Origin of the sequence: Yersinia pekkanenii (assembly GCF_001152565.1) — a bacterium.
GTDB classification, from domain to species: Bacteria; Pseudomonadota; Gammaproteobacteria; order Enterobacterales; family Enterobacteriaceae; genus Yersinia; species Yersinia pekkanenii.
Window position 1 is genome coordinate 20,842 of record NZ_CQAZ01000042.1, and the last position, 14,631, is coordinate 35,472.

Below are 14,631 nucleotides of genomic sequence, written 5' to 3' on the forward strand. Positions count from 1 at the left end.
AGCAGAAAAAAGAAATGGAAAAGGATAAAAAGTAATGGCTGTTGTTTTTTAACGCTATTTTTGGTGTTTATTTAAGCGTCAAAATTAAGAATAATCTGGAATGGACTTTAGTGATGAGTGTCACAAAAAGGTGTACCATACGCAGAATTCGTAAGCGTATTAGCAAGATAGATGATACTTGAAACTCTTTGTTACACCAAATAAATGATTAGACAATCATATGTATGCAGAGTTTCCAACTGTTTATTGTTATAATTTCATGGTGTTTTAGTTTCATCTAAAAATTGGCGTTTTTCGAGGTGGTTATGAATAAAATTGCATGTCTTTCAGCTGTAGCAGCTTGTGTATTAGCCGTGACCGCAGGTTCAGCCTTTGCCGGTCAAAGCACCGTTTCTGGTGGTTATGCCCAGAGCGACTACCAAGGTGTTGCTAACAAATCTTCAGGTTTCAACCTGAAATACCGCTACGAGTGGAGTGATTCTCAACTGGGTTACATCACTTCTTTCACTCACACTGAAAAAAGCAGCTTCGGTGACAGCGCGTCTGTTTACAACAAAGCACAATACAACGCTATCACCGGTGGCCCAGCTTACCGTATCAACGATTGGGCTAGCGTTTATGGCCTGGTAGGGGTGGGTTATGGCCGTTTCAGCCAGAACTTCCCAACATCTGCTAGCGACAAAAACAGCACCAGCGATTACGGTTTAACTTACGGCGCAGGTATGCAGTTCAACCCAATGCAAAATGTTGCCCTGGACGTTTCTTACGAGCAGAGCCGCATCCGTAATGTTGACGTTGGTACTTGGGTTGCTGGCGTAGGTTACACTTTCTAAGCTGCTGCTGAGGATAATCAGCATTCACCTTTAACCGTGAATGGCTGTATCAGATAAAAATCCGCTTTCGGGCGGATTTTTTTTGCCAGTCATATCATGCAGCCACTGGAAATCGCGATTAATCTTGTATTGCTACTGGCCGCGATATCAGTATTTCCTGGTGGAGCAAAAAATTATCTGACTGCATTCGCAGCATCTGCAATCAACGCGATTATCTGCTGTGGATAAGAGAGCAGTGATGCGTGGCTGGAGGGTAATTCAATTACTTTTTGTGCCTGAATTCGTTCGGCAAACTCGCGCTGAGTCTCGACCGGTAACATTCTGTCTTCCGTAGATACTTGATACCAGCAAGGTTTTACCCGCCAGGCAGGTTGGGCCGATTTATCAGTAAAAGTACGTGCCGCGATGGGTTTTTGTATCAAAGACATCACCAGAGCTTCATCTTCGCCAAGGTCTTGGCATATATTTTCATGGAACTTATCAGTATCAATCCACAAAAAACCATTATCATCTGGGCGAATGTAGGCCGCGCCAATAGGTGGTTTACGCAATGCAAAGGTACTGGACAGGCTTTCGCCCGCATCTGGGGCAAAAGCGGCGAGATAGACCATACCGACCACATTTTGCAGATGCCCGACTTGAGTAATAACCATACCGCCATAGGAATGGCCGACTAATAATGTAGGGCCACATAATGCCGTCGTTAGCTTGATAGTACGTTCTACGTCATCTGCTAATGACGTCAGTGGATTTTGTATCGCAATAACCCGGTGTCCCATAGCATGCAGCGCTGGGATAATATGCCGCCACTGTGAGCCATCAGCCCACGCGCCATGTACTAATACAATATTAAGTTTGGTCGTCATATTCCCCCCGAAACGGGTATTACCGCAAGGCGTGCATAATATATTTATGCAGAAATGGCATTATCGATGAATAACAACTTCTACTCATTTACTGCTGTTAATTAAAAACTTTGGTTATATCTGCAGGTTATTAAAATTAAACTAATCTGTTATTAGATATAAATTATAAAGCGCCGTTGGCTGATAGCTTTAAGATAAAGATGAAAGTGAAGTATTAAATTAATTCATTGAAATGGTAATCAGCGATATAAAATCCCTGACAACACAAAATACCCTGATTAACATAAGTAAAAACAAGAGATTAACACGGTGTTATGTTCAGGTATAACCGTGTAATTTACTGGTAAAAAAGGAAGAATGTGACACACTACTATCAGCGCTGATTTACCTTCACTGTTCTTATCGTGACGCCATATCAAGCTAAATAAATAATAATAAATTTTAATAAAACAATTAGTTGCAATAAAAATAGGTTGTAATCATGACAACACTCAGTGAACAGGTACCACCGATGCTACATGACACCAAGCTTGAGCAGCAGATTTTACGACGATCGATTTTTTTCACTTTGTTTATTGCCATTATGGGGATTGTGTTCGGTATTGTATGTGGTTCGATGTCGATCATTTTTGATGGTATGTTTTCTGCGTTAGATGCTGGAATGTGCAGTTTATCTTTAGTGGTCTCCCGATTACTCGGCCAACCGCACAGCAGACGTTTTCAATATGGTTTTTGGCATGTAGAGCCTTTGGTATTAGCTTTTAATGGCAGTTTACTGGCCTTTCTTTGTTTGTATGCTTTTGTTAATGCTATTAAAGGTATTATTGATGGTGGCCGGGAATTGGAGCTTGGCTGGGCTATTGTCTATGCGCTGGTTGTTAGCATTTTCTGTTTTACAATTTTCTTAAAACAGCGACGTTTGAATAAACGTGTTAAATCTGAGCTAATTGCATTGGATACTAAAAGCTGGCTGATGTCAGCTTGCATAAGCTCTGCTTTATTAGTGGCATTTTTGCTTTCCTGGAGTATGGAAGGCACCCGTTATGAGCATTTGATTGTTTATACTGACCCTAGCGTACTGGCGCTGTTAACCCTGATATTGATACCCATGCCGATAAAAACAGTCATCGCGGCAGTCCGTGAAGTATTACAAATGACGCCGGATACACTGGATAACGCCATCGAAAACATCATGGATAAGCTAATGGCAAAATATAAATTTATAGATTATTCCCATTATGCTACCCGCATGGGGCGGGGGTTATTTGTCGAGATCCATGTGGTTATTTCATCTGAAATGGAAGCGAATGGTGTTAGCCATTTCGACAAAATACGGGATGAAATTGCTCAAGAGATTGGTGAGTCCGGCCCTCATCGTTGGCTGACAATCTCGTTTACCCGTGATGCCAAGTGGCTTTAAATTAACTAATAGGGTAATGATTATGATGGAAAAAATGACTGTTAAGCGCCATGTGAAACTGAATGCTATTGATGTACCACCCAGGTTTGATGCTGTTTCTAAGGTGGCTATCAGTGATGAGACCATCAAATACCGTAAAGCCAAAATTATCAATAATATGCTCAACTCTGGAATCGATTACTTATTCGTTTATGCCGACAAAGAGCATGGCGGTAATTTTGAGTATTTGGCCGGGTTTATTCCTCGTTTCGAAGAAGCCGCAATGGTGCTGCATGTCTCGGGCGCGGTCTATTTATTGCTAGGTAACGAGAATTTAAAATTATCTCAATATGCCAGGGTCGATAATACTGCGATTCATATTCCCTATTTTTCTTTACCCAATCAGCCAATGGAAAATAGCAAAACATTGCCTGAATTATTGATTGATACCGGATTGCAACAGGCTAACAAAGTTGGCGTCGCCGGTTGGAAGTTGTTTACCAGTGCGCAGGACGATAATAGCCAGTTGTTTGATATTCCGTATTTTATTTTGGCTGCGATAAAACAGTCGGTTTCTCCTACGACACCAGTTATCAATGCTACAGCCCTATTTATTGGTGGTGATACGGCAGCCAGAGTGACCAACAATGCTAATGAATTGGCTCACTATGAATATGGCGCGAATCTGGCCTCAAATTGTATTCTCAACGCGTTGGCTGCGTTAGAGATAGGCAAAACAGAAAAGCAACTGGGTCGTTATCTGGCAGATGAAGGGCAACCTAATAGTGTTGTAATGATTGCAGCCACCGGTGCTCGTTTTGAGCAAGCTAATTTGTATCCCAGTGATAAAGCGGTACAACTTGGCGATAAGATATCCTTGACCACCGGCTTTAAAGGCGGCTTGAGCAGCAGAACGGGTTACGCTGTCCATCATGCGGATCAACTGCCTATTGCAGAGAGAGATTATCTCGCTAAAGTTGCTATTCCTTATTACACCACGGTAGTGGCCTGGCTGGAAAATATTCGTATTGGAATGTCAGGCAAAGAGATGTATTCGCTCGTTGAAGAGGTTTTCCCTAAATCGCAATACCACTGGTCATTAAATCCGGGTCATTTGGTGGCTGATGAAGAGTGGTTGTGCTCACCTATCTATAGTGGTTCTGAAGAGAAAATTAGCAGTGGGATGATATTCCAAATCGATATTATTCCTTCAGTAAAAGGTTATGCAGGAGTGAGTGCAGAGGAGTGCATTGCGCTGGCCAGCCAATCTTTACGCCATGAACTTGCTACCCAGTACCCTGAGGTTTGGCAAAGAATACAAAAGCGTCGTGATTATCTGAGTAATGTGCTGAATATTCATCTCAGTGAAGAGGTGCTACCCATGTCTAATGCCGTTGCTTATCTGCGGCCTTTCTTGTTGGACAAGCACAGTGCGCTGCAATGTATCGATGAGACGCAACATTGATAATTTTAGGGTTCATATTATTGACTTGAGGGGGCAATTTAGCCCCTTTTATCTATCGATGTCTCTGCATTAACGGCCGTTCACCTTCAGATTTATATCTTTGCTGAGATTTCGTGCAAAACTGGAGGCGATACTCTGGCCATCTTGTGGCATAATGCGCGCCGAATCACATTTTCTATAATTCTTGAATATCCCTATTCAGAAATCCAATCGAGAGCGAGCTCTGTGCTAAGTACTAACAATATCACCATGCAATTCGGCAGCAAGCCGCTGTTTGAAAACATTTCAGTAAAATTCGGTGGCGGTAATCGCTACGGCCTGATCGGCGCTAATGGTTGTGGTAAATCCACCTTCATGAAAATCCTTGGCGGTGATCTGGTGCCAAGCGGCGGTAACGTATTCCTTGACCCAAATGAGCGTCTGGGTAAATTACGTCAGGACCAATTCGCCTTTGAAAACAATACAGTGCTGGACACCGTTATTATGGGTCACGGCGAACTGTGGGAAGTAAAAGAAGAGCGCGACAGCATTTACGCCATGCCTGAAATGAGCGAAGCAGACGGCTATAAAGTTGCTGATCTGGAAGTTGCCTATGGTGAAATGGATGGTTACAGCGCAGAAGCCCGTGCCGGTGAATTGCTGCTCGGTGTCGGTATTCCGGTTGAACAACATTATGGGTTGATGAGCGAAATCGCTCCCGGCTTCAAATTGCGTGTGTTGTTGGCGCAGGCCCTGTTCTCAGACCCGGAAATTTTGCTACTTGACGAGCCGACTAACAACTTGGATATCGATACTATCCGCTGGTTGGAACAAGTTCTGAACGAACGTAGCAGCACCATGATCATTATTTCCCATGACCGTCACTTCCTGAACATGGTGTGTACTCACATGGCGGATCTGGATTACGGCGAACTGCGTGTTTATCCGGGTAACTATGACGAATATATGACTGCGGCGACTCAAGCTCGCGATCGTCTGCTTTCTGATAACGCCAAGAAAAAAGCCCAGATCTCTGAGCTGCAATCTTTTGTTAGCCGTTTTAGTGCCAATGCCTCTAAATCTAAGCAAGCGACTTCACGCGCCCGTCAGATTGATAAAATTCAACTTGATGAAGTGAAAGCCTCTAGCCGCCAGAACCCGTTTATCCGTTTTGATCAGGATAAAAAGTTGTTCCGTAATGCGCTGGAAGTTGAACTGCTGACGAAAGGTTTTGATAACGGCCCGCTGTTTAAAAAACTGGATCTGCGCCTGGAAGTCGGTGAAAAAGTGGCTATCCTTGGGCCGAACGGTATCGGTAAATCTACTTTGCTGAAAACGCTGGTAGGGGATTATGAGCCGGATTCTGGTACCGTGAAATGGTCTGAAAACAGTAAGATCGGTTACTACGCGCAGGATCACGCCAGCGATTTTGAAATCGATCTAACGGTATTTGACTGGATGAGCCAGTGGAAACAGGAAAAAGACGACGAGCAGGCTGTGCGCAGTGTGCTGGGCCGTTTGCTGTTTAGCCAGGACGATATCAAGAAGAAAGTACAGGTTTTGTCTGGTGGTGAGAAAGGGCGGATGTTGTTTGGTAAGCTGATGATGCAGCGCCCTAACATTCTGGTCATGGATGAGCCAACCAACCATTTGGATATGGAATCGATTGAAGCTCTTAACATGGCATTGGAAATGTATGAAGGCACGTTAATCTTTGTTTCCCATGACCGTGAGTTCGTCAGTTCATTGGCGACCCGAGTGATTGAAATGACACCAAACAAGCTGATCGACTTTACCGGCAACTACGAAGATTATCTGCGTAGCCAAGGTATTCAGTCCTGATGATTTGACTGAGTGTTAATAAGAGAGCTGATGACTCGATGTTAGGCGGTGAGGATAGGCAGAAGAGTAAAGCGTCCGCGCCAGGGATGGCGCGACACAAGCCCCCAAGGACGGGTTTACGGCGTCTTTACTGTCTGCCTGTTCTCTCCGTGCTGAGCACTTTGTCATTAACCTCAGCTGATGCATTACATCAGCTTTTTTTGTGCTCAATATCCCATGAGTCCTTCCCACAAACCTCACAGTTGGCGTCTTTTGCCAGTTTTAAACTGCGAAACTCTGCCGTCATGGCGTCATACATCAATATCCGGCCTGATATCACCTGACCATAGTCAGCCAGTATTTTTATGGTTTCCATGGCTTGTAAATTGCCAATAATACCCACTAAAGGCGCCATGACGCCGGCCTCAACGCAGGTCAGTGCATTATCACCAAACAGCCGACTCAGGCAACGATAGCAAGGCTGGTTCTGTTGATAGGTAAAGACACTGAGTTGCCCTTCCATACGAATTGCCGCACCTGAAACCAGTGGTTTACGTTGTGCATGGCACAGACGGTTAAGCTGTTCGCGGCTGGTGACATTATCGGTACAATCCAACACTAATTGATGTTCAGCGATGGTAGCAGCGAGTTGCTCATCATCTAATTGAGCATCGATCGATTGCAGTACCAGATGGGGGTTAATTTCTAACAGCGTTAGGGCAGCGGAGGCCACTTTTGACAGACCAATACGGTTATCGCGGTGCAGAACCTGCCTTTGCAGATTGGAAAGAGAAACCGTATCAAAATCCAACAGCGTAAGATGGCCGACACCTGCCGCTGCCAGATATTGTGCCGCCGCACACCCAAGGCCACCTAATCCGACGATTAACACTTTGGCTGCGTTCAGTTTCTCTTGACCGTCAAAGTCAAAACCGTGCAAGACAATTTGCCGGTTATAACGCAGTGCTTGCGCATCGGAAAGTTCAGGCAACATGTCAGTTTCCCCGTAATTAATTATCCGAACCATTCATTATGCCAATAACGCGTTAAACAGTTCGATCTCAACAGTCTCACCGATAGCTACCGAGCCACGTTCCCGTTCAAGAACGATGAAACAGTTGCCCTGGCTGAATGAACTGAATACGTGAGATCCCTGGTGACCGGTAGTGTGAACCTCTAGTTCACCATGAATGTTGGTGGTGAAAATCCCTCGTTGGAAATCTAAACGGCCGGGGGATTTCTTCAATTTTGTTGCCGCGATTGCCTTTAGGCGTAATGGTGGACGCCATCCAGAATGACCAGAGAGTTTAGCGATTAATGGTTGTACCAACTGATAGAATGTCAGCGCAGCAGAGACTGGATTACCCGGTAAGCCGCAGAACCAAGCCCGTTTTAATTTGCCAAAAGCAAAAGGTTTACCGGGTTTTATCGCTAACGTCCAGAAACCAACCTCACCCAGTTCTTCCAGTATTTGTTTGGTATAATCCGCTTCACCCACCGAGACACCACCACTGCTAATAACCAAATCTGCGACGGCATCAGCTTGTTCAAATGCACTGCGTAATGCTTGTTGATCGTCACGGATAACGCCAAGGTCAATTATCTGGCAGCCTAACTGTTGCAGCATCAAACGCACCGCAAAGCGGTTGGTATCGTAGATCTGCCCTTCGCCCAGAGGTTGTCCAACGGGTTGCAATTCATCACCGGTTGAGAAAATAGCAACTTTCAAGGCGCGAAAAACGGTTATTTCGACAATACCCAGCGATGCCAGTAAAGGAAGTTGTGCCGCCCCTAACTTCACGCCCGCCGGGAAAACAGCAGCACCTTGCTGAATATCTTCCCCTGCCAGCCGGATATTTTGCCCAATATGTACGTTGTCGCTAAATGTGACGCCTTGTTCACTGATAACGGCTTGTTCTTGCATGACAACAGTATCGGCTCCTTGAGGAATAGGCGCTCCGGTCATGATTCGAATACAGGTATTGGCCGGCCATTCATCTTTAAAAGGTGCACCGGCAAAAGCCTTACCCGCCACCGGTAACGGCATGCCGCTGCTAAGCTCATTACAACGCACAGCATAGCCGTCCATCGCGGAGTTGGCGAACGGTGGTACGGCAATCGGTGAAGTAATTGCACTGGCTGTGATACGCCCCGCAGCATCGGTTAATTCGACAATTTCTGTTGCTGGCAATGGCGTGACCTGTGACAGCATTTTAGTCAGTGCTTGTTCCAAAGAGAGTAAATCCGAGGTATTACAGTAGTCCATGCTGAACTCCGTGGTCTGTTGCACCGTTGGCAAGAGATATTACTGGTGCAGAGCTACCAATCAAATAAGAGCACCATTATGGCAGAGATTACCAAGTGGGTGAATGGATGGGGGCTTAAAGTGGTAGCAGACTGGTGCTACCTTGATCAGGGTTACTCTTTTTAATTGGCATTAGCTTTCGTCAGAAGAAACAGAGGTGTGACATGGACTATCAAAAAATTCTAAAATTTTGGTTTAATGAGATGGACTCGGCGTCGTGGTTCAAAAAGGACGAGGATTTTGATGCCTATTTAAGCCAGCATTTTGGTGCCTTTTGGCAAGCGGCCTCTAAGGGGGAGTTGGCACATTGGCGGCATCATATCGAAGGGCGTCTGGCGGAGATATTGATACTAGATCAGTTCAGCCGGAACTTGTTCCGTGATTTACCGACTTCTTTTTCCTGTGATGGCATGGCGTTGGTATTGGCACAGGAAGCAGTGAGCAGTGGTCAGGCAGAGCAGCTATCCCAGACACAGCGCGGCTTTCTCTATTTACCGTTTATGCATTCTGAATCTGCATTAATTCATCAGCAAGCATTGAAGCTATATACCGAGTTAGGTAATAAGATCCAGCTAGATTATGAATTGCGCCATAAAGCAATTATCGATCGCTTTGGCCGCTATCCGCACCGTAATCATATTCTCGGACGGGTATCCAGTGCTGAGGAGCAAGCCTTTCTGCTACAACCGGGATCGGCATTTTAGCTTGTAATGGGTAACCATCGATAAGTGGCCAGTAGAACAGGTGTGCTGGTCATCGATTATTCCCTGTAATACTATTTTGTTACGGTTTATTTCTGTTTTGATTCTCACAAAAAACATGTGCCATACATACGAGATTACATATTTATGTAATTGACATCACAGGGGAAATTGAGTTATTTCCTAAACTGCCAGTTAAACGATAACTCCAATTGAAACAATATCGTTACCAATATATAACAACATAACAATATATGAATGAAAGTCCAATGCCTACATTCTCTCAGAACCGGGCTTATGTTGGCATGGATATTCAATATGATGACGGACATATCAATATGGCAGAAACAACATCAATAGATACAGTATCGGCAGAAAACATCGCACAATCAGCACGTCTGGCAGAGAAAGCCGATACCCGACAGAGAATTCGATCCATCGTCGGTGCCTCCTCAGGTAATTTGGTTGAATGGTTCGACTTCTATATTTACTCATTCTGCGCACTTTACTTTGCACCGCTTTTTTTCCCCAGTGATAATCCGACCACTCAGCTAGTGCAAACTGCGGGTGTTTTTGCCGCTGGCTTTTTGATGCGACCAATTGGTGGCTGGCTATTTGGTTATATTGCGGATAAGCATGGCCGCAAGCTTTCGATGCTTATTTCTGTTTATATGATGTGTGCTGGCTCGTTGATGATTGCCTGCCTGCCAACTTATGCCTCCATTGGCGGTCTGGCACCTATTTTGTTATTGGTTGCTCGCTTATTTCAGGGGCTATCAGTTGGCGGTGAATATGGCACCAGTGCAACGTATATGAGCGAAGTGGCAGTGAAAGGGCGCAAAGGTTTTTATGCTTCTTTCCAATATGTCACATTGATTGGTGGTCAACTATTGGCATTATTAGTGCTGGTTCTATTACAGCAAACGCTATCATCAGAAGTATTGCATAGCTGGGGCTGGCGTATTCCCTTTGTTCTTGGGGCATTGCTGGCGGTGGTTGCACTTTATTTACGTCGTTCATTGAATGAAACCTCAGATGAAAAAACGCGTAATAAGAAAGATGCCGGTAGTCTGAAAGGCCTGTGGAAGCACCGCCGTGCGTTTATTATGGTGTTGGGTTTCACGGCCGGGGGGTCACTTTCTTTTTATACGTACACTACTTATATGCAAAAGTATTTAGTTAACACCGCTGGAATGGAGGTGAAAACCGCCAGTTTGGTAATGACGGCTGCGCTGTTTATTTTTATGCTTATGCAGCCATTATTTGGTGCGTTATCTGACCGCATTAGCCGGCGTACATCGATGCTGACTTTCGGTTTATTATCCATGTTACTGACAGTGCCAATCCTCCATGCGCTGAAAGGAGTAACCAGCCCTTATATCGCCTTTATGCTTATTGTTACTGCTTTGATTATCCTCAGCTTCTATACCTCTATTGGTGGGTTACTGAAAGCCGAAATGTTCCCACCGGAAGTCAGGGCACTGGGGGTTGGCTTGTCTTATGCGGTAGCAAATGCCATGTTTGGCGGTAGCGCTGAATATGTTGCGCTGTCTCTCAAGTCTTTTGATATGGAAAACAGCTTCTTTTGGTACGTTTCGGCCATGTGTTTCCTAACTTTCCTGGTTTCATTGCGTTTGCACCGTAAAGGACAAGAGGTAGAGTTATAGTGCTGAGAATAAATTGCTGAAGTCACAATAATGTGGCTTCAGCGTACTCTTTTCTTCATGTTAAATTTCCATCTCTCATATTGACTATTTTATTACCATATGTGGCGGCTTCATCTGAGTGTGTAACCATTATTATGGTGGTTCCGGTCTGATTTATTCTGTTTAATTGTTCAAGTACGTTTCGGGTGTTCTTACTGTCCAAATTACCGGTTGGCTCATCAGCCAACAATAATGCTGGATCGGATACCATGGCACGGGCAATGGCAACTCGTTGTTGCTGACCACCCGATAATTGCATTGGTTTATGATCTTTCCGATTCTCGATAGCGAAGAGGTTCAAAATCCGAGTGACACGTTCAAGGCGTTCTTTTTTTGCAACATTGCGATACTTCAGCGGCAACTCAATATTATCGAATATTGATAAATGTGGAATAAGATTAAAGGACTGAAAATATAGCCTATCAACTCGCGTCTTAATGCAATTCGTTGTGAGTAACTTAGGGATACGACATCTTTTCCTGCTAAGGTAAGTGAGCCACTATCAAGTGAGTCAAACATACCTATAATGTTGAGCAAAGTTGATTTCCCCGATCCCGATGGCCCCATAATAGATACGAATTCACCTTGTTCCACCGCGAGGTTAAGATGATGAAATACACGGGTTTTAATCGTTTTTGTTATGAAGCACTTTTCTGCATTTTGTATATTTAGCATATTATTTAAACTCAATTATATTATATTCGTTACTGTTTAAATATGAAGGGATGATAATGCGTTGACCTGAATCTAGCCCTGCTGTTATTTCTGTTTTTTCCGCATTTCGGCGTTTTATTTCAACTTTAGTTTTAATTGCATGATCATATTGTTGTTGATAGACATATAGATAGTTACCTCCATTTCTATCTGAAATAATACTTTCATTGGGGACTAATAATAGTTTTCCCTTATCTTCTTGCAATGATATTTCTATTTCAATAGATTGGCCTCTTTTTAGCGGCACTTTGTTTAATTGAGTCGGTGTCAGCTTTGCCTTAAACTTGCCATTATCAATAACTGTGGAGACCGATTCAATAAGCAGTACAATATCCTGGCCATTTATTTTTGCAATAATACGAGTTTGTGGTTTTATCTTATCCAAATAATATTCACTCAAAAAGACATTGAAATAATATGAATTGAAATTATCTATGACTGCTATTTTTTCACCCGGTTTTATTTGCTGGCCTAACTCAATGTCCAAAACAGATAAAGAGCCGTCAATAGGCGCAGTTATTACTAATTGATCGATGCCCATTTCAATCATTCCCATCATTCGTTCAAGTAATAAAATAGAGTCATTAATATTATTTAATTGCTTAGGAAGTGATTTTTGGTTTTTGTCATTATGTTCCAGTAATATCTCACTTTTAATTTTCCAATTTTTCAGTATATCTTTTTGGTTTTCTAACTCTGATTTTGCAATCATCGATTTTGTATCGAGGACTTGATGCCTGACAAGGTTTTTGCTAACAACCTCGATCTGGTGTTGAGCTTCTTGTAGGCTGAGTTTGGTATCCCGATTATCTTGCTCCAATTGCATTTTCATATTACGCAGATTATTTATTTGTTCGGTAATATCTGCCATTTTGGCGGTTGTCTCTAACATGAAATCATAATTGGATAAACGAATAATAACATCACCTTTGTTAACCGCTTCAAAGGCTGTTTTGGCAATTTCAATGACTTTCCCCCCACGTTCACTTGATATAATCGTGCTTTCCTTTGGCACTGTAATGGCACGTGTAATTAATACGTCCTGAAATTCCTCTGGTTTAACCGTAATGAAAGTAGTGCTTTCCCGCGCAACTAATAATGTACTTTGGGTTGTGAACAAAGAGTAAATGTAAAAACAGCAGGCAATCATTGTAAATGATACACCTATAATAATTAACTTTATGCGTAAGTTTGTATGCGCATTTTTTTCAATATTTATATCCATATGGTTTGTTATTTCTTTTTAGTATTTATAAGATTACTATTTAAAATCAGCGTAATAGTCATAATGACAACTATGCTAATGATGAAAATAAAAAGCGTAGCAGTGGCATTGACGTATGAAAGATTATCCACAGCATGGTATTGAACCAACCATCGATGCAATAAAAAGAAACCTATCGAGAATGCTATTATAGCAGCAAGAATAATAGGGGCGATGTTTTGCTGTATAAAGAAAACGATATGGGTATAAATAGAACCACCAATAGATTCCATTATTTTTAATGTTTTCCCGATTCGTTTGGTTTCGGATATACTGATAATTATTGTGCTTATTAATATTAATGAAATTGAAAGTCCGGCAACTAAATTGGCTGTTTTTTGCATAAGTTTATTCGTATTGAAATATTCTTGATGTAAATGGTTTACTGTTTGTATCTGCATAGGATTAACAGGGTATCGTTCAAGTATTTTTTTTACTTCCCCAAGGTCCTGTCTATGTTGTAATTTTATCGCGGCGTATCGCTGAGACTTATTTTCAATAAATATTAATAACGGTGTGATGTTTTTATTTATATCTGCAAGATAAAAATCATTGATGATCTTAAGGATTCTGACTTTAGGTTCAGATTCATTATCATTAATATAAAATATACTGTTCAGTGTTTCATCATAGGAAGATTGTCCCATTAACGCCATAAAGGATTGTGTCGCTATTGCATGGATAACCTTGTTATCATCACTGGGTGTCAGCCTGTTCTCATGCCCTGCTAATACTTTGACTCCCCAAGTCTCAGGGAAATATTTATTGGCATTCAGTGTATTGACTGTTACTAATTTATCTTTCTCTTGCTGATTAAGATGAAATATTGAAGTGTTTGTCCTTGACATGTCAAAGGGTTGCCAGCTACTGAGTGCGATAGGTTCTATATTAACAATATTTTTCAATTCATTTTGCAAACTATTTATTGATGACAAATTAAGTAATTCATCGCTTAAAGTAAATGTCACTATATTGTCTTTTTTATAGCCAAAATCATGATGTAGCATAAAACTATTCTGTGTTAATATCCCTGCCCACAAATAGACCATTATGCCTGCGATTGTTATTTGTATGCACAATGTTCCTTGATAAATGTAGCGTGATATTGGCTGCTGATTATAAATATTATACTGGCCGGATTTATTGGGGAAGACGGTAATATAAAGGTATATTAAATGGGAAAAGAGTATTGCTGTATAAACTGAAATCAACGTAAGAAAGAAGGAGGTGAGTCGTGTTCTAGTATCTTGAATGAGTATTAACTCTTTAACGCCTATAGATAGCTGTGTTAGAACAATCAGAAGGAGGATGGTTAACAGGAGTACAAACAGAGTTTGTAACATTGTGATGTAAAATGACTCAGTCAATAGTTGGTAACGAGAGGCACCGAGTGATTTTTTTATTGGTATTTATCACATTGTTAACATTAAAAAAATTCATGGTAGTTGTTAGAAATATAAAAATACCGGCTGCATATAAACTGTATAAATAGGATGTTGCAATAACTGTGCTGATCTCATCAGGCAACCCATTATCATAATGGATATCTGAATAGACCCGGGTTTCGTAGACACTTTT

12 protein-coding genes and 1 pseudogene are annotated in these 14,631 nt (G+C 42.3%); 6 read left to right on the forward strand and 7 right to left on the reverse strand.

Annotated elements, in window-relative coordinates:
• Nucleotides 1-305 precede the first annotated feature (305 nt).
• Nucleotides 306-833 (forward strand): outer membrane protein OmpX, encoded by a 528-nt coding sequence (ompX, locus tag AEP37_RS17990; protein ID WP_049614641.1) that lies wholly within the window; start codon nt 306-308, stop codon nt 831-833.
• A gap of 173 nt (nt 834-1,006) precedes the next feature.
• Here ompX and AEP37_RS17995 read toward each other — a convergent pair whose 3' ends face one another.
• Nucleotides 1,007-1,699: an alpha/beta fold hydrolase gene (locus AEP37_RS17995; RefSeq protein WP_049614642.1), complete on the reverse strand. Its 693-nt coding sequence runs from the start codon at nt 1,697-1,699 to the stop codon at nt 1,007-1,009.
• A 481-nt stretch (nt 1,700-2,180) separates the two neighbouring features.
• On the opposite strand from AEP37_RS17995, the gene AEP37_RS18000 reads away from it, so the two are divergent.
• From AEP37_RS18000 to AEP37_RS18010, 3 genes are all read left to right on the forward strand, one after another.
• On the forward strand, nt 2,181-3,119 hold the full coding sequence (locus AEP37_RS18000; RefSeq protein WP_049614643.1) for a cation diffusion facilitator family transporter: 939 nt from the start codon (nt 2,181-2,183) through the stop codon (nt 3,117-3,119).
• 25 nt (nt 3,120-3,144) lie between these two features.
• Entirely contained in the window at nt 3,145-4,563 is a 1,419-nt protein-coding gene (locus AEP37_RS18005) for a M24 family metallopeptidase (RefSeq protein ID WP_049614649.1), read from the forward strand.
• Between the two features lie 225 nt (nt 4,564-4,788).
• Entirely contained in the window at nt 4,789-6,384 is a 1,596-nt protein-coding gene (locus AEP37_RS18010) for an ABC-F family ATPase (RefSeq protein WP_072086345.1), read from the forward strand.
• A gap of 190 nt (nt 6,385-6,574) precedes the next feature.
• Here the strand turns inward: AEP37_RS18010 and moeB are convergent, their stop codons facing one another.
• Both moeB and moeA read right to left on the reverse strand, forming a co-directional pair.
• Nucleotides 6,575-7,357, reverse strand: a complete 783-nt coding sequence (gene moeB, locus AEP37_RS18015) for a molybdopterin-synthase adenylyltransferase MoeB (RefSeq protein ID WP_049614645.1) — start codon at nt 7,355-7,357, stop codon at nt 6,575-6,577.
• Nucleotides 7,358-7,393: 36 nt separating this feature from the next.
• Nucleotides 7,394-8,629, reverse strand: a complete 1,236-nt coding sequence (gene moeA / locus AEP37_RS18020) for a molybdopterin molybdotransferase MoeA (RefSeq protein WP_049614646.1) — start codon at nt 8,627-8,629, stop codon at nt 7,394-7,396.
• A 203-nt stretch (nt 8,630-8,832) separates the two neighbouring features.
• Here moeA and AEP37_RS18025 point away from each other — a divergent pair, with 203 nt between their 5' ends.
• Both AEP37_RS18025 and AEP37_RS18030 read left to right on the forward strand, forming a co-directional pair.
• Nucleotides 8,833-9,372 (forward strand): DUF924 family protein, encoded by a 540-nt coding sequence (locus tag AEP37_RS18025; protein ID WP_049614647.1) that lies wholly within the window; start codon nt 8,833-8,835, stop codon nt 9,370-9,372.
• Between the two features lie 335 nt (nt 9,373-9,707).
• Nucleotides 9,708-11,036, forward strand: a complete 1,329-nt coding sequence (locus AEP37_RS18030; RefSeq protein WP_049614650.1) for an MFS family transporter — start codon at nt 9,708-9,710, stop codon at nt 11,034-11,036.
• Between the two features lie 55 nt (nt 11,037-11,091).
• Here the strand turns inward: AEP37_RS18030 and darD are convergent.
• From darD to AEP37_RS27310, 4 genes and pseudogenes are all read right to left on the reverse strand, one after another.
• Nucleotides 11,092-11,750, reverse strand: a pseudogene (gene darD / locus AEP37_RS18035) (darobactin export ABC transporter ATP-binding protein).
• Nucleotide 11,751: 1 nt separating this feature from the next.
• On the reverse strand, nt 11,752-13,014 hold the full coding sequence (darC, locus tag AEP37_RS18040) for a darobactin export ABC transporter periplasmic adaptor subunit (protein ID WP_049614648.1): 1,263 nt from the start codon (nt 13,012-13,014) through the stop codon (nt 11,752-11,754).
• Between the two features lie 8 nt (nt 13,015-13,022).
• A complete protein-coding gene (locus AEP37_RS27305; protein ID WP_235801392.1) occupies nt 13,023-14,060 on the reverse strand; it encodes a hypothetical protein in 1,038 nt (345 codons plus the stop codon).
• 352 nt (nt 14,061-14,412) lie between these two features.
• A partial coding sequence (locus AEP37_RS27310) for a hypothetical protein (RefSeq protein WP_244880807.1) occupies nt 14,413-14,631 on the reverse strand: 219 nt, incomplete at its 5' end.